Raw genomic sequence first — 21,932 nt, 5'->3', positions numbered from 1 at the left:
AAAACTGTTAGATTTCATTTTCCGCCGGAAAGAATGTGGAAAGATTCCTATGCGATAATCTGTATGTATCAAAGGATCATTTCCTTTCATACATACAGATTTTTTCATGGAGGTACTCATTTATGGAAGTTTTACAGGCAAAAAACCTGAAAAAGATTTATGGCTCCGGCAATAACGCAGTTCATGCGTTGGATGGAGTTGATTTAAGTGTAAAGAAGGGCGAATTTGTTGCAATTGTCGGCACATCCGGCTCCGGCAAATCCACGCTGCTGCACATGCTGGGCGGGCTGGATCGCCCTACAAGCGGCACGGTTATGGTGGACGGACAGGATATTTTCTCCCTGAAGGAGGAAGCGCTGACCATCTTCCGCCGCAGGAAAATCGGCTTTGTGTTCCAAGCATATAATCTTGTTCCGGTGCTGAATGTGTATGAAAATATTGTTCTACCCATTGAGCTGGACGGTGGCAAGGTCAATAAGGATTTCGTACAGCAGATTGTACAGACACTTGGGCTGGATGATCGTCTGGATGCGCTGCCCAATCAGCTCTCAGGCGGTCAACAGCAGCGGGTAGCCATTGCCCGTGCGCTGGCGGCAGCACCCGCTATCATTCTGGCAGATGAACCGACAGGTAATCTGGATTCCAAAACCAGCCAGGATGTATTAAGTCTTTTGAAAGTCACCAGTCAAAAGTTCGCCCAGACAATCGTAATGATCACTCACAACGAAGAAATTGCGCAGATGGCAGACCGCATTATCCGTATCGAAGATGGTCGGATCGTCTCCCAGAACTAACGGGAGGTGGCTACGATGAATGTCAAAAATCGAAAATGTATTCGAAAACTCAGCTTAAAATCTCTTTATGCGAACCGTCGCCGCAATCTGATCGCTATTTTTGCCATTGCGCTGACAACGCTGCTATTTACTTCCATGTTCACCATTGTTCTGTCGCTGAACGCCAGTTATGAAACCTACCAGTTTCGGCAGGTAGGCGGCTATGCGCATGGCACCTTTAAGGATGTTTCCCCCGAGCAGGCGGAACGCATCGCTGCCCACCCAAAGGTGAAGGCTACGGGGGTACGGAAGGTGATCGGTATCACTGCGGAGGGGGTCTTTGCCAAAATACCGGCAGAGATCAGCTACATGGATGCCAACTGCACTAAATGGAGCTATGCAACCCCTATTATCGGACGGATGCCCGAAAGCGGCAAAGAGGTAGCCATGGATACGGCAGCGTTGCAGCTGCTTGGCGTAACGCCGGAGCTGGGCGCCGAGGTCACGGTTTCCTATTCCATTACGGACAAGGATCAAACCGCCTTTACTGTAACAGATACCTTTACGCTGGTGGGCTATTGGGACTATGATGAACTAATGCCTGTTCATTACATCAACATCAGTCATGATTACGCAGATGACATCGAAGCGCAGGCAGCGAAAACAGGTTTACAGCCCTTCCGCACCGATTTGAATGTCATGATGGCTTCCAGTACAAACATTCAAGGGCAGATGGAGCAGGTGGATACCGATCTCGGCTACACATGGGACAGCTATACCGATCCCAACAGCGTTCGAATCGGCGTCAACTGGGGATATACCTCATCCCAGCTGGAGTCGCAGCTCGATCCGGAACTTGTGATCGCCATAGCAGCTTTTTTGCTGCTGGTGATTTTCACCGGGTATCTTATCATCTATAACATTTTCCAGATCTCTGTTGCGGGGGATATCCGGTTTTACGGGCTTCTGAAAACCATTGGCACAACGCCCCGGCAGCTCAAACGCATCATTCGCCAGCAGGCACTTCTGCTTTGTCTGATCGGCATTCCGGCGGGGCTGCTGTTGGGCTATGGCATTGGCGCTGTTCTGGTGCCTGTTGTCTTGCGCTCCACCCAGTTGGATGCAGGCATCACCACCATCAGCACTTCGCCTGTGATCTTTGTTGGCTCCGTGCTGTTTGCCCTGCTGACGGTGCTTTTGTCCTGCTCCAAGCCCGGGAAAATGGCAGCCAGGGTTTCTCCGGTGGAGGCTACCAAATATACGGATGCGATGCAGACCAAGAAAAAACAGCGCAGCACCCGGGGAGCGAAGCTCCATCAGATGGCCTTTGCCAATCTGGGACGAAACAAAAAAAAGACGGTGCTGGTGGTGGTGTCTCTGGCACTGTCGGTGACGCTGTTCAATGCGCTGTGTGCCTTTGTGGGCGGCTTCAGCATGGAGAAGTATGTATCCTTCATGACCTGCGCCGATTTTATCGTCAGCACGCCCGACTATTTCCGTTACAACCCGGCAGATGAATTCATCACGCCGGAACAGATCGAAGAGATCGCAGCAAACACAAAGGCCAGTCTTTCCGGCACGGGATATGCTGTGCGAAAACCCGCATATCTGTGGATGACGGAGGATGCTCTGCGGCAGGACTATGCAAGGTACGAAAGCGCCGAGCAGTTGGACAGCCATATGAGCCGTCTGGAGCACCGGGGCAATATGGTGATGGGAGATACCAGAATCGAGGCTCTGGATAACAGCCTGTTTGACAAGCTGCAAGTGTTCGACGGAGATATTTCTCCTATGCTGGAGCCGGACAATAACGCCATTGCCATTGCGGTTTCTTTGGATGATTACGGCAATCTGCCCAATCCTGAATACTACCCCAAGGTGGGAGACACGATTACCGCTACCTATGCGGATGATGTGAAATATATCGACAGCCGCACCGGGGAACTCCGCACCGAAGATACACCGGAGGAGTACTTTCAGGCAAAATTGTATGGAGCCAGAGATGTAGAGTACACGGTCTGCGCCTTGGTAGAACTTCCGAATTCCATGAGTTATCGTTATGGTGGTATTGGATATGACGTAGTTTTGTCTGTGGACACCGCACAGAGGGACAGCGGTGGTGCAGCCATTCCGATGCTCTACCTGTTCGACACAGCGGACGAAGTTGACGAGGCCGAAGCAGAGCAATATCTATCGAAGCTCACTGCCGGTGAGTTTTCGCCCTTGATGTATGAAAGCAAGGTCACGGCTCGCTCTGAATTTGCTCAGTTCCGGCAGATGTTCCTTCTGATAGGTGGTATCCTCTGTGCTATCATTGGGCTGGTGGGACTCTTAAATTTCTTCAACGCCATGATGACCGGTATTCTTTCCCGCCGCCGTGAATTTGCTGTGCTTCAGGCTGTAGGAATGACAAACCGGCAGCTCAAAACCATGCTGATCTACGAGGGGTTGTTTTACGCAATGTCTTCTGTAGCGGCGGCCTTTATTTTGTCGCTTGCGGTGGGACCTCTTGCGGGAAAAATGCTGGGCAGTATGTTCTGGTTCTTTGAGTATCGATTCACCATTCTGCCTGTCCTGCTGACAATTCCGGTATTTCTTCTGCTGGGGTGGCTGATTCCTTGCATGATGTATGACAACGCAGCGAAATGCAGTGTTGTAGAGCAATTAAGGGATGCTCAATAACTGTTAAGTAAAAAACGGCCCTCTGCCAATGAAAAGGCAGAGGGCTGAGTTTTAATCTAAGGGTTTACATTCAGTTACAGTTTTTAGATAAATTTCGGGGTTTCCGTTCAAAACAAGGTCTGCATATCCAATCGGGTCATTGTAGATTAGATAGTCCAGCTCTGACCGCTGATACATATTGTCAGCAACCTCATTCTCCACGGCTATTGTATCAATAGCAATCATACTGCCATCTAAGAATTTCAGTTCCACACAGGCATTATCCATGTTGAACTCACAAGAAATCAACCTATCCATAAGAAACCTCCACTTTGCTGGATGTTAGATCATCCCAAAATATTTGAATGCTTCTCGGATTGCTTTCTCTTTTTCCGGTAGACACTGGGGCTGTCTGGAATCCTCGGACTTCGGCAGATTATAGTTCTTACCAACCCTAATCCCACATTTTCGTTTAATCTGTGAGATATAGAGGTTGGACACCTTTAACCCGGTATGCTCCAACACATACTCCTTGATCTGCGGATAGGTTGCCCCATCCTGAAATTCGGACATATCCATATCTTCCAAAGAGAACTCAACCCGAATCTTTTTCGAGTCGACCTCACCCTTGGAAAGCAAGACAACCGTCTCCACATTTCCTGTCGAAGGAAACATATCCACGCACTGCACTTTCTTCACCTTATATCCTCTCGCCTGCAGCACCTCAAGATCTCTCGCTAAACTGGTCGGTTTACAGGAAATATAAACCATCTGCGGCACATTATAGCGGATGATCTTCTCAAGTGCTTTCGGGTGGATCCCGTCTCTTGGCGGATCAAGTACGATGTAATCCGGTTTTTCTTCGATCTTGTCAATGACTTTTAATACATCTCCCGCGATAAATTCACAGTTGGTAAGTCCGTTTAAGGCAGCATTTTCCCTTGCGGCCACAACTGCTTCCTCCACGATTTCCACACCGATCACTTTCTTTGCAACCGGGGATAAGATCTGTGCGATCGTTCCGGTTCCGGAATACAGGTCAAATACCGTCTGGCTCGCCTCATCATCGAGCGCATCTCCGATAAATTCTCGCGCCGTCTGATAAAGCACTTCTGCGCCAAGGGAATTGGTCTGGAAAAAGGAAAACGGCGTGATCTTGAATTTCAGGTCGAGCAGCTCCTCATAGAAGAAGTCCTGTCCAAATAAAATATCTGTCCCCTCATTTTTGATCGTATCGGCAACACTGTCATTTTTCGTGTGGAGAATTCCTTTTAACACACCGTCATATGTTTCCTCACAGAGTGCCTTTACCCATCCGTCTAATAATATGCTTTCGGTTTCCGCACCAAGTCCGTCCGTCTGCGTTGTTGTTACCAGGTCAACTAAAATCTCTCCTGTTTTTGCCGCCTTTCTCACAAGAAAATGACGCAGATATCCGGTGTGGCGGAGTTTATGGTAAAATGGGATCTGTCTTTCCTTAAAATATTCCAATGTGATCTTAAGCACACGGCGGAAATCTTCATCTACGATCTGACACTCCCCTACGTTTACGATATCATAAAAACTGCCCCGTTTATGCATGCCAAGTGCTAACGGCCCGTCCTTATATTCATCTCCAAATGAAAACTCCATCTTATTGCGGTATGCCTTCGGTCTTGGGCTCGCCTTGATCGGTAAAAACTCATATCCCTTATTTTCCTCGGTGATGACCGCATCGATCAGATCTTTTACCTGCTGCTCCTTCATGGAAAGCTGTTCTTCATACGGAAGGCTCTGGAATGTACAGCCGCCGCAGATACCATAATGAACACATCCCGGCTCCGGCAATTCAAGTGCTGACTTTTCCAACACCTCAAGCAATCGTCCTTCGCATTTTCCTTTTCTGACCTTATTGACTGCTGCTGATACTTTCTGTCCCATGATCGCATTTTTTACAATGACACGCGTGCCATCTTCCGCTCTTAAAATTCCTTTATTCGGGAAATCCACCCGTTCAATGATTCCTTCTACGATCTGCCCTTTTTTCATAACCAGTTCCTTTCTCTTTTCCTATGAATTTAAAAAGGGCTGCAACACTGCAGCCCCTTAAAGATATTTCTTACTCTTCTGTTTTGTCCTCTGCCGGCTCTTCTGCTTTGTCGTCATCTTCTTCGTCCTCGAAGAAATCATCATCAAAATCATCCTCGAAGTCGTCTTCGAAATCCTCTAAATAGTCCGGTGCAAAGAAACGATAGATTCCGTAAACTGCTGCTGCAACTGCGGCAATGATTCCGATAATTGCGAATACCCAGACAACTTTGGAAGCTTTCTTCTCTTCCTCTGCTTCTTTTTTGTTCAGCAGTTCATTTAATTTTGAAATGTTAACTAAATCTTTTAAATCATCCATCTTGTTCATGGGGCTCCCCTCCTTCTATTTTCAGACTGTGACATCTTACAGTCATATGATACATATTATTCCCGTATTGCAGTACTTGTTCAGAAAACAAATAATTCCGCACTGCTTATTGCATATGTTTATTATATCATATGTTTCCCATTTCGCCTATAAAAAATTTATAAATTAAACGATTTTATAACTTTTTTAATTTTGCAAAAGAAGCAAACATTTTTTTAATTCCCACCGTGTCAAACTGGACTGTAACCTCATAATCTCTCCCACCTTCAACAATGGCAACCACCGTTCCTTCTCCAAACCGCGTATGTAAAACACGGTCTGCAATATCATACGGCAGCTTTTCTTCTTTCGTATGAACAGAGGCAAATGCACGCGCCTGCATGCTCTGTCCGGAAGGCTGCTGTCTCATCGTCATGCGCTTTGGTTTCACATTCCATGTATTTTCAATCGAAGAATCTGATTCTTTTCGCGAAACAACGGGGGCTTTTCCTTCTAAAAGCTCCAGCGGTATCTCTTTGACAAAACGGGAAACTTTATTGTACTGTGTCTCCCCACGAATCATTCTCTGCTTTGCACAGGTAATCGTCAGCTCTTTCATGGCACGGGTGATACCCACATAGGCAAGACGGCGTTCTTCCTCTAACTGCTCACTCGAATCATCCGATGTGATCGACATATAACTTGGAAACAGACCATCCTCCATACCTGCTAAATACACTTTCGGGAATTCAAGTCCTTTTGCGCTGTGCAGAGTCATTAATACAACATAATCGCTGTCATCTTCCAGACTGTCAATGTCTGCCACCAGTGCTACTTCTTCTAAAAAGCCACTCAGTGTCGGATGTTCTTCGCTTTCCTCGTAACTCACAACTTTACTTAAGAGCTCGTCGATATTCTCGATCCTCGCTTCTGCCTCATCCGTACCTTCCGCTTCAAGCTCTTTGACATATCCGGTTTCCTCAATCACTTCCCGGAGAAGATCGGAAATGCTGATAAATTCCAGCTTACTGCGGAATACCTGGATCAGATTTACAAACGGTTTTACCTTTGACGCTGCTTTTCCAATCGAAGGAATCTCGTCCGCACGCTTTAAGGCATCGTAAAAACTGATATCGTATGCCTCCGCATAATCAGACACACGGTTTACGGTTGTTGCGCCGATACCGCGTTTCGGAACATTTAAAATACGGCGCACCGCCAAATCATCGCGCGCATTGTCGATCGTCTTTAAATAAGCGAGCAGATCTTTCACTTCTTTTCTCGCATAGAAATTTACACCGCCAACGATCTTATATGGAATGTTTGATACAATAAAACGCTCCTCAAACAGACGCGACTGCGCATTCGTCCGGTACAAAACAGCATAATCCCCATAATGGTAATCTCCGTTTCTTACCCCGCCTGCAATATCACGCGCAATATAATCTGCTTCCTCATAGCCGGTATTAAACTGTTCAAAGTCAATCTTCTTTCCCTCATCATTTGCAGTCCAGAGTGTCTTTGACTTTCTGCCGACATTGTTTGCGATCACACTGTTTGCAGCATTTAAAATATTCTGCGTAGACCGGTAATTCTGCTCTAACTTGATCGTCTTTGCATCCGGAAAATGTTTTTCAAAATTTAATATATTATAAATATTTGCTCCACGGAACTTATAAATAGACTGATCATCATCACCCACCACACAAAGATTCTGATATTTGCCTGCCAAAAGACGGATCAGCTCAAACTGTGCCGTATTTGTATCCTGATACTCGTCCACCATAATATAATGAAAACGTTCCTGATAATAATTTTTTACCTCCGGATCAGACTGCAAAAGTTCCACCGTCTTCATGATCAGATCATCAAAATCCAGCGCATTATTCTTATGTAACGCCTCCTGATATTCCCGGTATACCTCCGCCTGTTTACGCTTTGCATAATCGGAAGATGTCAGTGCACGCCGCATCAGCTCTGTCGGTGTGATCAGTTCATCTTTTGCCGATGAAATCGCTGCCAAAAAACTTTTTTCTTTATAAATCTTGGTATCAATCTCTAAACGCTTGCATATATCCTTCATCAGTGATTTTGAATCATCCGCATCATAAATCGTAAAATTGGTGTCAAATCCGATCCGGTCGATATGACGGCGCAAAATTCTCACACAACTTGAATGGAAGGTCGATACCCAGATGCTCTCCGAGCCAAATCCGACAATTTTATCAATTCGCTCCCGCATCTCTCCTGCCGCTTTGTTGGTAAAAGTGATCGCCATGATATGGTAAGGATTGACACCCTTTTCTTCGATTAAATAAGCAGTGCGGTGTGTCAGCACACGTGTTTTACCGGAGCCAGCCCCGGCTAAGATCAGTACCGGACCTTCCGTCTGATATACCGCTTCTCTCTGCTGTTCATTCAACGTATCATATATACTCATGGTTATATTTTCCTTTTCTTTCATTGCTTGTTCTTATACTATAACATAAATATTTCATGTAATAAAACCCATATTGAATTATTTTTTCTTCATTTATATCTTGTCATCTAGTTTTCAATACTATATAATGTGATCAGAGGTGACACAAATATGGATACAAAACAATTTTTACGTTCAATCTTAGATTCCCTGCAGCAGATTGATTATGTCAAACCGGAAGATGTTCCGAATATTGATTTATATATGGATCAGGTAACCACATTCATGGATTCACAGCTTGCCGCTTCAAAACGTCATGATGATGACAAGATCCTGACCAAAACAATGATCAACAATTATGCAAAAAACAATCTTCTTCCTCCACCGGAGAAAAAGAAGTATACCAAAGAGCATGTACTGGTCCTGATCTTTATTTATTATCTGAAAAGTATTTTAAGCATCAGCGACATTCAGGGTATTTTAAACCCGATCACTGAAAAATATTTCGGCAATGACGAGAACTACAGTCTCGAAGATATCTACAAAGAAGTTTTCAGTTTAGAACATCCGGAAACACAGAACCTGATGAAAGATCTCGCAAAAAAATTCAACACTTCCATGAACACATTCCCGGATGCGTCAGAAGATGAAGCAGATCTTTTGCATACATTCAGCTTTATCTGTATGCTCAGCTATGACGTTTACATCAAAAAAACTCTGATTGAAAAGATGATCGATCAGATGGCTTCAAAAAATCCTGAGACAAAGCCATCCAAAAAATAACAGGCTGCATGCTTCCCGCTCAGATTACTTGTTATGTTTTACCGTATTTAACAGAAAAACCGCTATTTTCAATGGAACAACAGGCTGCACACTTTGCAGAATGTCCTGTTGTCGCAAATTAAAAATAGCGGTTCTTTTTATTTCTATTCTTTATCCATGTCCTGAAGTCTTGAAAAAACCATGTCGTATCCGTCATTTCCATAATTTAATGAACGGTTCACACGACTGATCGTTGCAGTGGAAGCACCGGTCTTTTCCGCAATATCGAGATACGTTTTCTGATCTCTAAGCATCTTTGCAACTTCAAATCTCTGTGATAAAGAAAGCAGCTCATTTACAGTACATACATCTTCAAAAAATGTATAACATTCTTCCTTGTTCTGGAGGCTTAAGATAGCATCAAAAAGATGATCGACTGCCTCTGTCCTAAGTTTCTTGCTCATATTCCTTTCTCCTTTTTTATTAATTACACGCTATATGCGCTATACACCTACGATACATTTTAGCATATTAAAGTTTTAAAGTAAATACATATTTTATGTAATTTTATTTTTTTCGCAGACCGCCATTATATCATTTTCTCCCCATATATGCAATGAAATATATAGATTATCATTTCAAGAACATACGTTCTGCTTTTATCTCTTTTCTATTGATTTTCAAACATATGTTTGCTATAATATTTTCATCACTAACAGTTATTTCACCTTGCAAAGGAGTATTCACATGAAAAAAATCGGTTCTTTTTTCTTTACATTTATACCGTTTTTACTTGCACTTGTATTTCAGTACCTTGCCATGTTTTTTGTTATGGGAGTCACTCTGTTTTACGAACATATCCGCTATATTTTTTCTTCCAACCGTATCTACGCAGATCTTTGGAACAAAACATTAGATTTATGGTCCACGACACGTGTAAATACCCTGATCATGATTGTATTTTCCCTTCTCTGTATCGGAGCATTTGGCTTCTGGTATCATGCCGGGTATAATGGAATCTATCTGATTCATCCACGAAAAGTTTTTCATCCGCTTTCCATTGTCGGGATCATCCTTTTAGTTCCCGGTACTCAGTGCCTTTCGACCTATCTGGTCTCTTTCACAGCCTCGCTGTTTCCGCAGTGGATGAAGGCATATGAAAAATTAATGGAAAGTACCGGAATAAACAGTGGACTGACCGTTTCCATGTTTTTTTATTCCATCCTGCTTGCCCCGATCGGCGAAGAGCTTCTCTTTCGCGGTGTCACGATGCATCAGGCAAAAAGAGTGTTCCCATTCTGGGCAGCCAATATCATGCAGGCGCTTTTATTTGGACTTTTTCATATGAATATGATCCAGGGAATCTATGCCTTTTTCCTCGGCATGGTCTTAGGTTACATCTGTGAAAAAGGCGGCAGTATTTATCAGTCTATCCTGTTTCATATGATGTTTAACTTCTGGGGAACCATTATAAGCGGCATTTTACCGACCGGCAACAGCACACTCTTTTTCGTTCTTTATTTTGCCACCGGAGTGATCTGTACTTTTAGCGGTCTCATTCTCTTTCGTTTCGGCACAAACCGGCTGGCTCAAAAGCAGGCGGCTCCACTGTACCTTGAAAATACCGGATACGATACTTTTTATCCATCCAATTAGTGTCTTCTGGTTATGTTTCCAGTTTTTGTAACTATGACCAGTTCACTTTTTATCACTGCAGATAATTTTTCAGGAAACGGATCAGCTCCTCCATCTCTTCCTTCGTTCCAATACTGATCCTGAGATAATTGCTGATTCGTTCCTTCGAAAAATACCGCACAAAAATGTGTTCTTTTTTCAAAGCCTCAAACAGTTCTTTTGCCGATACACGCTCATGTGTCGCGAAGATAAAATTACTCATGGAATCGCCAAATGAAAAACCAAGTTTTGTGAGTTCCTGCTTCGTCCATTCACGGGTTGCTATTACACGCTGTCTTGTCTCTTCAAAGTAGGCTTTATCTTTGATTGCTTCCACACCAAGTGCAAGCGCTGTCTGATTCATGGTATAGGAATTGAATGAATATTTCACATCATTGATATATTTGATCAGTTTCTCATTTCCCATCGCATAACCGATACGCATGCCTGCCATGGAGCGCGATTTTGAAAATGTCTGGACTACCAGCAGATTATCATATTTCTCGATTAACGGAAGTGCACTCTCCCCGCCAAAATCGATATATGCCTCATCCACCACCACGATGACATTCCGGTTATGTTGTATGATATCCTCTATTTCAGACAACGGCATTAAAATTCCCGTCGGTGCATTTGGATTTGGAAAAACCACACCGCCATTTTCGCCATAATAATCTTCTTTTACAATCTGAAAATTTTCATCTAACGGCTTTACCTCATATGGAATCCGCAGCATGTCTGCCCAGACATCATAAAAGGAATATGTGATATCCGGGAACCAGACCGGTGTTTTGGAATTAAAAAAAGTCATGAAGATCATGGCAAGCACATCATCCGATCCCACACCGACAAACACCTGACTGCTCTTTAATCCATAATACTCTGCGATTGCATCCACCAAAACCTTGCAGGTCGGTTCCGGATATAACCGAAGCCGGTCTGTATCAAATTCTTTCAGTGCACGGATCACTCCCGGTGCCGGCGGATATGGATTTTCATTTGTATTTAATTTTATCATATGCTGTTCCTGTGGCTGTTCTCCCGGAACATAAGGCACTACTTTTCTTACATAAGATTCCCAGCTGCTCATTCTACTCCTCCATGCTTACGTTGATTTCTACAATTTTCCTTTTTTACACTGCGTTATTTCAGTCCATACACTTGTGCAAGTTTTTCAAAAGCGGGCAGTGAATTTTTGACCGTCTCATGGGAAACACAATAAGCAAGACGTACAAATCCACCACATCCAAATGCACTTCCCTTTACCATCAGAAGATGCAGCTTTTTGCCCTCTTCCACAAATTCTTCCTCATTATCGACCGGGGATTTCACCCACAGGTAAAATGCTCCTTCCGGTTTGATACAGGTAAATCCAAGTTCCGTTAAGCCATCGTACAACATTGTTCGGTTTTCATCATAGAAAGAAACATCTGTTTTCTCATCTAAACATCTTGCAACCGCTTTCTGGATCAGAGATGGTGCATTGACAAATCCAAGCGTACGGTTTGAAATTTCAATACCGCGGATCAGTTCTTCAGCATCGGATGCCTCGTTCGGAACTACCACGTAACCGATACGCTCTCCAGGAAGTGACAGCGATTTACTGAACGAATATCCAACAATCGTATTTTTATAATATTTCGTCAGAAAATCCTCTTTATTTCCATCATAAACCAGTTCCCGATACGGCTCATCCGAAACCAGGTAAATGTCATGTCCAAATTCTTTCTGCTTCTTTTCTAAGATAGAAGCGATCGCCTCCATCGTCTCCGGTTTATAGATGACACCGGTCGGATTGTTCGGCGTATTGACAATCAGTGCCTTGGTCTTTTCCGTAATCTTTGCCTCAAAATCGTTCAGATCCGGCAGAAAAGTCTTAAGATCCGGATTTACCGTTACAATCTCTGAATCAAAATTGGCTGCATACTGACGGTACTCACCAAAAAACGGGGCAAACACGATCACCTCATCACCAGGATCCAAGACCGTTTTAAAAATAATATTGAGGCCTCCCGCTGCACCGACTGTCATCACGATATTATGATCGTCAAATGCGGTACCAAAACGTTTATTTAAGTTTGCCGCGATCGTCTCACGCACATCTTTATAACCTGCATTTTCCATATATCCGTGCAATTCTAAAGAACCTGCCGCTCCTTTCTTATCTGCCTCATCCAACAAATCTCTGATACTGTCGTTTAATGCTGCCGGAGCCGGTGTTGCAGGGTTGCCGAGTGAAAAATCATAGACATTCTCCGCACCATATTTTTCCGCCATCGCTTTTCCTTCCACAAACATTGCACGGATCGCGGAATTTCCAAGCAGTGCTTTTTGTATTCTTTTTGAAACCATAGTTCTATCTCCATTCGTGTACATTTCGGATGTTACAGACCACACCAGCCTCGCTAAAACAGGGCGCATCCTGTAACATGATCTCTAAATACTTTACCACAGCACCATAAAGAAGTAAATGCTGTTTTCCAAGAATCCGGTACAAATTTTACCGCTGACAAACGCGAAACAATGCCTGAGTGTAAAATCAATTTCGGTAGATAGAAAATGCCAGCATCCTCACTGAAGATGCTGACATCTGCCTATCATGCCTATCACATATTTATTTTTAAATCCATATACATTCTGATCAAATAAATCGCCTATCTCTTTCGTCCTAGCACAACATACAAAAATTTGTCGGACAAAAAACACAGATGAAAATTTAATCAAATTTTGCATTCTGGTATTTGCAGAATGATTTCCTATGCATTCACTTTGTCTACGAAACGCATGAACGCAGTTCTGCCTTCTTCGGTACATTTATAAACACCGGCGTCTTTTAATACTTCCTTAAATACCAGACCGATCTCTGTCTGCACGATCTCATGCAGTTTTTCCGGGGTTACCTCTCCCTCTAAACCGCTGCCAAATGTAAATCCGTATTTCGGAAGGAATTCTTCTACCCAGTCTGCATGTTTTGCAAGAACTTCATCCTCACGGATGGACGTACCGTCAAGCAGTGCCTGCTCTAAGTCCGCCATCTCTTTTTTCAGACGTGCCGGAAGTACTGCAAGACCCATAACCTCGATCAGACCAATGTTTTCTTTCTTGATATGGTGCAGCTTTGCATGTGGATGATAAACACCAAGCGGATGCTCTTCTGTGGTAATGTTGTTACGCAGTACCAGATCAAGTTCATATAAATCTCCACGTCTTCTTGCGATCGGAGTGATCGTATTATGTGGTTCCCCGTCTGTCTCAGCAAAAATAAATGCTGCCTCGTCCGTATAACCTCTCCATGCAAGTAAAATTTTATCTGCCAGCTCGATCAGACGCTCTTTTTTCTCCGCACTGATACGGATCACGGACATCGGCCATTTTACAATGCCTGCTTTTACATCCTCAAATCCCTTGAATGAGATTTCTTTTTCGACCGGTGCTTTTGCCATGGCAAATTCGTAATGACCACCCTGGAAATGATCATGGCTTAAAATAGAACCGCCGACAATTGGAAGATCTGCGTTTGATCCTACAAAATAATGTGGAAACTGTTCCACGAAATCAAGCAGTTTGCCGAACGTTGCACGCTCAATTTTCATCGGTGTGTGCTGTCCGTTGAATATAATGCAGTGCTCATTGTAATATACATACGGAGAGTACTGAAAAAACCAGTCACTGCCATTAATCGTTACCGGGATGATTCTGTGATTCTGTCTTGCCGGATGGTTCACACGTCCTGCGTATCCCTCATTTTCCTTGCAGAGTAAGCATTTCGGGTAACCGCTCTGTTTTGCAAGTTTTGCTGCAGCGATTGCTTTCGGATCTTTTTCCGGTTTTGATAAATTGATCGTGATATCCAAGATACCAAACTCGGTATCTGCAGTCCATTTCAGATCCTTCTTAATACGGTATCTGCGGATATAGTTCGAATCACAGCTTAATTTGTAAAAATAATCGGTTGCCGCCTGTGCGGACTGATGATTATAAAGTCCACGGAATTTTGTGATGACTTCACTTGGTCTTGGCATCAGCATGCTCATGATCTTTGTGTCAAACAGATCACGGTATGTGATCGTATCCTCCGGCATCAGTCCCTGCTCTGCCGCATAGTCAAGCATTTCTGTGAGAATTCCCTCTAAGGCATCCTCAGCGGTCTCCTGTGTCATCGGCTCTCTCTTTTCATATGCTGCAGCGACTTCATCTTCTAACTCATCTAATTGAAAAAGTTCTAACAGACGATTGATAGTAAATCTTTTATCTTCCGGTGCAGCAAGTCCTGTCACCAGACCATATTCTGTCAACTCTAAAATCTTTTCCTGTATCATATTCTTCCTCACTTCTACACTGTTTAACGTGTCTTTGCAATACTCTGCCAGACATATATTTTTAAGTCTCTATATTATTTTCAATGAGCCTCTTATTTTCAGAAATGAAAAACTTCTTTTCATCAGGCTAATTTCACTGGACCGTCACCAATCTCAACAACATAGAAATCTGCTGCATATCCGATCTTCTTCTCATAAGCTGCACCGACTTCTTTGATAAAGGTATCCACAGCCTCATCTTTTACGATGCTGACCGTACATCCGCCAAAGCCCGCACCTGTCATTCTTGAGCCGATCACACCATCAATCTTCCATGCTTCCTCAACCAAAGTATCCAGCTCAATACCGGTTACTTCATAATCATCGCGGAGAGAAACGTGGGATTCATTCATCAGTTTTCCAAATAAGGCAACATCATTATTTTTCAGTGCCTCTACTGCTTTGATCGTTCTCTGATTCTCATAAACTGCATGTTTTGCACGTCTTACACACACTTCCTCTTTGATGGCATCTTTGTGTTCTTCAAACTGTACCTCTGTCAGATCTCCAAGTGCGTCGATGGAGACAACTTTCTGTAACTCTGCCAGTGCTTTTTCACACTCACTGCGGCGCTCATTGTATTTGGAATCGCCCAGTCCACGTTTTTTATTACTGCAGGAAATCACAATCTTTGCATTCTCCAGTTTGATCGGTGCATACTCATATTTTAAAGTTGCAGTGTCAAGGAAGATCGCATGGCCTGCTTTGCCCATTGCGATAGCAAACTGATCCATGATACCACAGTTGACACCGTTGAATTTATTTTCCGAATACTGACCGATCAGTGCAAGATCCTGATTTGTCACATCAAATCCAAACATATCGCGTAAGATAAATCCTGTTAAAACCTCTACGGATGCGGAAGAAGAAAGTCCGGAACCATTCGGGATATTTCCGAATAATACAAGATCCATACCCTGTTCTACCTTCATGCCTTTCTCTCCGAATGCCCACATCACGCCCTTCGGATAGTTGGTCCAGTCAGCTTCTTTCTCCGGTTTTAAATTCTCTACAGATGACTCTAACACGCCAAGCTGCTCAAAATTCATCGAATAAAAACGAAGTTTTTTATCCTCTCTTTTTCTTGCCACACCATAAGTACCGATCGTCAGTGCACATGGAAATACATGACCGCCGTTGTAATCGGTATGCTCTCCGATCATATTCACACGTCCCGGTGCAAAATAAACACCAATCTCTCCTTCGCCGCCAAATAACTCTTTAAACTTTGCCAGTACGTTCTCCCAAACCATCTTAAATCCTCCTTTTTACAATACATCATTTGTTCTTATTTTGTTCCACGTCATCCCGTCTGTTTTCCTTTCCCGTAAAAGCAGGATGCATTTGTTTCGTTTTCTCTGATAATCCTATTATAACGCATCCGAATTCCTTTGCAATGGCTGAAACGCAAACTGCAACAAAGTGCAAAAAATCCTGCAACATTTTTACATAAATATTGCAGGATTTTCTATACACTCTTTTATCTCCAGACAGCAATACTTTTTATGCCTTAAAATCACGGATCAGTTTTAACGTCGGCAGCGCATTGCCCTCATAATCAAACAATGCCTGGTTTGCCCACTCGTTGCCGCACGGTCCCGGATCCTGTATGTATTTTAAGGAAGCAGGCGTTGCCCAGCCGGAACCCGGAACCGGGATCCATGCCGGCTCCCAGTAGAAGAAGCCCTTCCCTTTTCCATCATCAATATGGCTGATGCGGTTTAAGAAGTCTTCCATAAAGTCATACTGTCCCTGTACGGTCATCGGGTATTCGATTTTCTCAACCAGCGCCGGTTTCGTCGCATAACCCTTGCGCTCCTCATCGGCAAGTTTCTCATAATCCTTGTAGTCGTCCATCGTATATCCCATGGAGACTTCTGCCACGATCAGATCTTTGCCGTAGCGCTTGGCAATATCATTCATGTTGTCATTTAACATCTGAAGAGATCCATGCCAGAATGGATAATAGGACAATCCGATCAGTTCAAAATCCTCACCGCGTTTTGTAAAATTATCAAACCATTCACGGTAAAGTGCATTGTTGCCGCCATTGTCAAGATGGATCATAACCAGAATCTTTGACAGTTCCTTCATCTGCGGGCATACACCTTTGATAGAGCCTGCGAGACGCTCTTCATCTGCTTTGCGGACAGCACGGATACCGGCATTGACAAATGTTGCGATGTTATCATAGTTCGGCACCTTGCCTTCCGGCCAGAGCAGACCATTTGAAAGTTCATTTCCGACCTGTACCATCGTGATATTAACACCGTTTTCCAAATAAAGATGCATCATCTCTAACGTGAAATCATAAACTGCCTGCTCTAACTCTTTGACACCATAATTTTCCCATGCCTTCGGTTTAAACTGTTTTCCCGGATCTGCCCAGAAATCACTGTAATGCAGATTTAAAAGCACACCAAAACCTGCTTTTGTCACCTTTTTGGCGATCTCAAGAGATGTCTTTGGATCATTTTCTCCTGCACCGTAAGATTCTCCTGTTTCTGACCACGGATCATTCCAGACACGGATACGGATCGTATCCACATCATAAGATTTCATGATCTCCAAAATATCCTTTTCTTCTCCGTTGTCATAATACTTCGCACCACACTTCTCCAACTCTGCAAGTGTAGACAAATCCATTCCTTTTACAAAATTCATAGTCATTCCCTTCCTTTTCATAAGCTGTAATATTTGTGCCAAAACATAAATAAATCAGGCAGCCGAGCTTATTTCTTATACTTTATTACTTATACTATATTCCTTTAAAGCGGAACGTAAATTCTAACGGTTTCGTCACATCAATATGGTATTCCGGGTGCACTAAAGATCCCCAGCTGTCATCACCGCCGACTCCCATCTGCGCCAATGCCACACGGACGATCGTGTGATGTACCTGCGGCAGTTCATAAACATGGGCTGCATTTTCAAGTTCATGTGGTGTATACGGAAGTGCCGAGAAGCTTAATTCATCTCCCTCAAACATCATTCCCCTGCCTTTTGCATCCACAAGGCGCGCATACCGCACACCGACTTTGTTGCCACATTCCTGCGGAACTAAATATTTTGCCATATTGTCAGCCACTTTATTGCTGTAGATTCCAAGCTTTGCTCCATGTCTCCGGTCTGCATAGGTCTCATCCGGTCCCATGCCATACCAGGTAAGATTGTCATAATCTGCATTAAACCAGAACATCATGCCAAACTCCGGCATATCCGGAAGTCCCTCTACCGGATCATACATCAGTTTTGTCTCGATCGTTCCATCACCAAAAACGGTGTAGGAAACCTGACATTTGCCCGCCGGTGTTGTCGGCATAAAATAGGTGTAAGTGACTGTCACGGTATTGTCTTTTTCTTCCACTTTGGTCGGGACATTGTCAAACATCCCACCGTTTCTGTGACTGATATACATGCTTGCGATCTTCCACTGTGCATAGCGCGCCGGAGCCATGCTTCCGTTATCATTGTCCACCGGTGCCCTCCAGAAATTCGGCATCGGGATCTTCTCGATCATTTCTTTCCCCGCATAGCGGTAGGAAACAAGTCCCCCACTCAACATGGAAAACAGGCAGTCAAAATCTTCGCCTTTTACTCCGATGTTTACCTTGCCGTGAACCACGCGGATCGGCTTTTCGGATGCATGGAAAGCAGGGATCTTTTTATAAATCTTCTGTCCAAAAGCGACCTCATGTCCTGCATCTGCCCAGCTCATATCCTCCTTTAACCAGAATGAAACGGTGAGTGTGTATTCTGCATCCGGGTCTTTTTTCTGATCCTTATCATCTGCACGCAAAATGGCAAACGGGATCTCATAGTCCTTCGTGCTAAGCGGCGGTACTGCTGTCTCTATCTCCTGTTTTTTCACAACAACCCCGTTTTTCTGTAAAACTGCCACACAGCGGAACCGGTCGGTATTTGCAAACAGGTTTTTATTTACAACGGTAAACTTCCCTTCCTTTTCAAACAGAATACTGATATTCTGGTAATTGAATTTCACTTCCTGCATCTTCGGGGACGGATCTCGGTCTCCACCATAGCAGATTCCATTTCCACTGAAATTATAATCCGTCGGACGCTCTAAGAAATCGCCGCCATATGCCTGAAAATCTTTTCCATAGCGGTCTTTTTTCAAGATGGACTGGTCAATGTAATCCCAGATAAAACCGCCCTGATATCTCGGTTCCGTATCGGTCAGATCCGTGTATTTGTGCATGGCACCACAGGAATTTCCCATCGCATGTGTATATTCACACATAATAAACGGTTTTTCCTTATGCTCGGCGAGGAATTTTTTCACATTTTCCACGCTCGTATACATCTGGCTTTCCATATCGCTGGTCGCCTCATATCTGCGGTCATTGAAAATTCCCTCATAATGAACCAGACGGTATGGATCTAAGGCACGGAATTTTTCGGACATGTCAAAAATTACTTTTCCGCCGTAAGATTCATTTCCGACTGACCAGATCAGAACTGCCGGATGGTTTTTATCTCTCTGGTAACAGGAATTGACACGATCAAGCATCATCGGTTCCCAGTCCATGTTGTCCCCCGGAACGATCATATCTTTCGGCACAGAACCATGCATCGCGGCATCCCATGAACCGTGTGATTCGAGATTGTTTTCCGCGATCATATAGAGTCCGTACTCATCGCAGAGATCATATATAATGGAAGCATCCGGGTAGTGGCAGGTGCGGATCGCATTGATGTTGTTCTGTTTCATCGTAACGATGTCTTTTAAAACCTCTTCCCTTGTCACTGCACGTCCTGTTTTGGAACTGAACTCATGACGGTTGACACCCTTAAATACAATGCGCTTTCCATTTAATGTCATGATACCGTCTTTCATTTCAAAACGGCGGAATCCGATTCTTTGGCTGACAAGCTCGCTTCTCTCCCCGTTTTGATCAAAACATTCGATCGTAAGCGTGTATAAATTCGGGATCTCCGCACTCCACAGATCCGGTTTTTTCACCTCTTTTTCAAAATGAACTTCCCCCTCAGAGACTGGCAGCTCCTCAGAGAAAACAATCTGTTCTTCTTTTTCTTCCAAAACGGAATAATTTCTGCTGCCGGTCAGGGTCAGTCTTGCTTTTCCCTCGCCGCGCATCTGCATTGTGACAAGAAGATCTGCATTTAAAACCGCCTCATCGACAACCGGCTGCACTTTTAAATCATACACATGCACCTTTGGCATGGTATACAGATAAACCGAACGGAAAATACCGGAGAACCGGTAGAAATCCTGATCCTCGCACCAGCTTGAAGAAGTCCACTTAAACACCTGGACTGCCAGCTTATTTTCGCCCTCTTTTACATACGGAGTAAGATCAAAATCTGACGGGGTGAAACTGTCCTCACTGTATCCGACATAATGACCGTTTAACCACAATGCAAAACCGCTCTCCACACCCTGAAAAGAAATATAAAGTCCGCTTTTTCTAAAACCTTCCGGCAGTGTAAAATATTTTACATAGCTTGCCACCGGATTAAATTCACTCGGCACTGCGTCGCGCCACACATCTTCCCTTCCATCCCACGGATACTGGATGTTTACATACTGCGGGATATCATAGCCCTCCATCTGGATATGTGCCGGCACCCGAATATCCTCCCAGCATTTACAATCAAAATCTTCTGCCTCAAACCCACTGACGGTCTGCGCATAATTTCTCGCATAATGAAATTTCCAGACGCCATCCAGTAATAACCGGAAGCTGCTCTTTTTTTCTTCTGCTTCTGTTTCATTCGCATATGCCACATGATCGGAGTGTGCTGCCATGCAGTTTTCCTTAAAAAACTTCGGATCATGGATCTTTTTTATTTCGAATGACATGTCATGTCCTCCTTATCTTTTTCTTATCTCCATTTTAACGGAAAAATGCGCATTTTGCATCTGTATCTCAACACAAAACACGCATTTTCGCCCATTTATTTACCAGCCCTTCAATGCGGAAATATTATAATTCAGCAGCTTTCTCTCATAATTTTCCGGACTGATCTTCCACTGATACGGAGATGTATTCAGATATTTTTTGAAGTTCCGGTTAAATGTGGATGTCGTGGTAAATCCTACTTTCTGGGCGACCACATCCATCGGGTCATTTGTCTTTTTCATGATATCACAGGCTTTCTGCACCCGCATCAGATTGATGTAATCCATCGGTGACATATTCATATAAGATTCAAAGACTCTTCTGAAATGTGTCTCACTCATATGGCTTGCCTTTGCAAGTTCCTCGACACGGATATTGTTTGCATACTCTAACCTGACATAATCAAGTGCCGCCGTGATCTGGGAAACACCTGTCTTTTTCTTTACTTCATTCTCCGAGACATCGCTCTCACACATGCGGAGCAATTCAGCAAAAAAAGCGATCAAAAGACCTCTGACACAATCATTAAAATGATTTTTTTTCTGTCTCATTTCATCCATGAGCATCTTCACAAGAACGGAAATTCCGCGGTTTTCCCACTCATGGAAAAATAAAGCCTTACGATTGATCATCTGCAATACTTTTTTTTGCATGACAGCATTATCCGGATATAATTCCTGGATCATGACCATCGGATCAAAAAATAAATATTCCCAATAGCTTGGTCCCTCCGCAATGTCACTGATCGTCACATGCGGGTAATTCTGTGGAATAATACTGACCATTGCCGGTTCATAACGTTTTGTCTCTTCATTTAAGATCAACTCGCCGGTACCGTTTTTACAATATCCGATTTCCATGAGATTGTGAAAATGAAGATTACTTTCATCATGTCCGTAATCACGAATCCAGTTGTCTCCTAAAAGTGCCAGAACATATTCACCCTGCGGAACTTCGTAAAACCTCAATTCCATTGTGTCTTTTTTCTTTTTTCCCATGGTTATTACCTCTTTTTAAAACTGCCGT

16 protein-coding genes are annotated in these 21,932 nt (G+C 43.6%); 4 read left to right on the top strand and 12 right to left on the bottom strand.

From position 1 onward, the window contains the following. The first annotated feature begins 122 nt into the window (after positions 1-122). Positions 123-794 carry an ABC transporter ATP-binding protein gene (locus tag RIL182_RS06120; RefSeq protein ID WP_006858253.1) on the top strand — a complete coding sequence of 224 codons (672 nt, stop codon included), beginning with the start codon at positions 123-125 and terminating at the stop codon, positions 792-794. A 15-nt stretch (positions 795-809) separates the two neighbouring features. Beyond that, positions 810-3,455, top strand: a complete 2,646-nt coding sequence (locus tag RIL182_RS06115) for an ABC transporter permease (RefSeq protein WP_134523151.1) — start codon at positions 810-812, stop codon at positions 3,453-3,455. A 51-nt stretch (positions 3,456-3,506) separates the two neighbouring features. Here RIL182_RS06115 and RIL182_RS06110 read toward each other — a convergent pair whose 3' ends face one another. The 4 genes from RIL182_RS06110 to pcrA form a co-directional block, all read right to left on the bottom strand. Continuing rightward, a complete protein-coding gene (locus tag RIL182_RS06110; RefSeq protein ID WP_006858255.1) occupies positions 3,507-3,752 on the bottom strand; it encodes a DUF6061 family protein in 246 nt (81 codons plus the stop codon). A 24-nt stretch (positions 3,753-3,776) separates the two neighbouring features. After that, a complete protein-coding gene (gene rlmD, locus RIL182_RS06105; RefSeq protein WP_006858256.1) occupies positions 3,777-5,462 on the bottom strand; it encodes a 23S rRNA (uracil(1939)-C(5))-methyltransferase RlmD in 1,686 nt (561 codons plus the stop codon). Positions 5,463-5,532: 70 nt separating this feature from the next. Beyond that, positions 5,533-5,829 carry a hypothetical protein gene (locus tag RIL182_RS06100; RefSeq protein ID WP_006858257.1) on the bottom strand — a complete coding sequence of 99 codons (297 nt, stop codon included), beginning with the start codon at positions 5,827-5,829 and terminating at the stop codon, positions 5,533-5,535. A 175-nt stretch (positions 5,830-6,004) separates the two neighbouring features. Next, positions 6,005-8,248, bottom strand: coding sequence for a DNA helicase PcrA (pcrA, locus tag RIL182_RS06095; RefSeq protein ID WP_044999405.1), 2,244 nt, complete (start codon positions 8,246-8,248; stop codon positions 6,005-6,007). Positions 8,249-8,398: 150 nt separating this feature from the next. Between pcrA and RIL182_RS06090 the strand changes: the two genes are divergently transcribed. Next, positions 8,399-9,010 carry a DUF1836 domain-containing protein gene (locus RIL182_RS06090; RefSeq protein ID WP_006858259.1) on the top strand — a complete coding sequence of 204 codons (612 nt, stop codon included), beginning with the start codon at positions 8,399-8,401 and terminating at the stop codon, positions 9,008-9,010. Positions 9,011-9,153: 143 nt separating this feature from the next. Here the strand turns inward: RIL182_RS06090 and RIL182_RS06085 are convergent, their stop codons facing one another. Further along, positions 9,154-9,453 (bottom strand): YerC/YecD family TrpR-related protein, encoded by a 300-nt coding sequence (locus RIL182_RS06085; RefSeq protein ID WP_006858260.1) that lies wholly within the window; start codon positions 9,451-9,453, stop codon positions 9,154-9,156. 283 nt (positions 9,454-9,736) lie between these two features. On the opposite strand from RIL182_RS06085, the gene RIL182_RS06080 reads away from it, so the two are divergent. After that, complete coding sequence (locus tag RIL182_RS06080) at positions 9,737-10,645, top strand: type II CAAX endopeptidase family protein (RefSeq protein WP_006858261.1); 909 nt, start codon at positions 9,737-9,739, stop codon at positions 10,643-10,645. Positions 10,646-10,697: 52 nt separating this feature from the next. Here the strand turns inward: RIL182_RS06080 and hisC are convergent, their stop codons facing one another. The 7 genes from hisC to RIL182_RS06045 all read right to left on the bottom strand — a co-directional run bounded on the left by hisC (position 10,698) and on the right by RIL182_RS06045 (position 21,904). Next, positions 10,698-11,753, bottom strand: coding sequence for a histidinol-phosphate transaminase (gene hisC, locus RIL182_RS06075; protein WP_006858262.1), 1,056 nt, complete (start codon positions 11,751-11,753; stop codon positions 10,698-10,700). Positions 11,754-11,806: 53 nt separating this feature from the next. Continuing rightward, the gene (locus tag RIL182_RS06070; RefSeq protein WP_044999400.1) at positions 11,807-13,015 is read right to left on the bottom strand and encodes a pyridoxal phosphate-dependent aminotransferase; all 1,209 of its coding nucleotides are present in this window, start codon (positions 13,013-13,015) and stop codon (positions 11,807-11,809) included. A gap of 404 nt (positions 13,016-13,419) precedes the next feature. Further along, on the bottom strand, positions 13,420-14,982 hold the full coding sequence (gene galT, locus RIL182_RS06065; RefSeq protein WP_006858263.1) for a UDP-glucose--hexose-1-phosphate uridylyltransferase: 1,563 nt from the start codon (positions 14,980-14,982) through the stop codon (positions 13,420-13,422). Positions 14,983-15,104: 122 nt separating this feature from the next. Beyond that, complete coding sequence (locus RIL182_RS06060) at positions 15,105-16,274, bottom strand: galactokinase (protein WP_006858264.1); 1,170 nt, start codon at positions 16,272-16,274, stop codon at positions 15,105-15,107. Between the two features lie 250 nt (positions 16,275-16,524). Next, entirely contained in the window at positions 16,525-17,685 is a 1,161-nt protein-coding gene (locus tag RIL182_RS06055; protein WP_044999402.1) for a glycoside hydrolase family 53 protein, read from the bottom strand. Positions 17,686-17,779: 94 nt separating this feature from the next. Next, a complete protein-coding gene (locus tag RIL182_RS06050; protein ID WP_006858265.1) occupies positions 17,780-20,866 on the bottom strand; it encodes a glycoside hydrolase family 2 TIM barrel-domain containing protein in 3,087 nt (1,028 codons plus the stop codon). 99 nt (positions 20,867-20,965) lie between these two features. Next, positions 20,966-21,904: an AraC family transcriptional regulator gene (locus tag RIL182_RS06045; protein WP_006858266.1), complete on the bottom strand. Its 939-nt coding sequence runs from the start codon at positions 21,902-21,904 to the stop codon at positions 20,966-20,968. Positions 21,905-21,932: the final 28 nt, after the last annotated feature.

Source organism: Roseburia intestinalis L1-82, from assembly GCF_900537995.1.
GTDB classification, from domain to species: Bacteria; Bacillota; Clostridia; order Lachnospirales; family Lachnospiraceae; genus Roseburia; species Roseburia intestinalis.
This window is presented reverse-complemented; position numbering and strand designations above follow the sequence as displayed.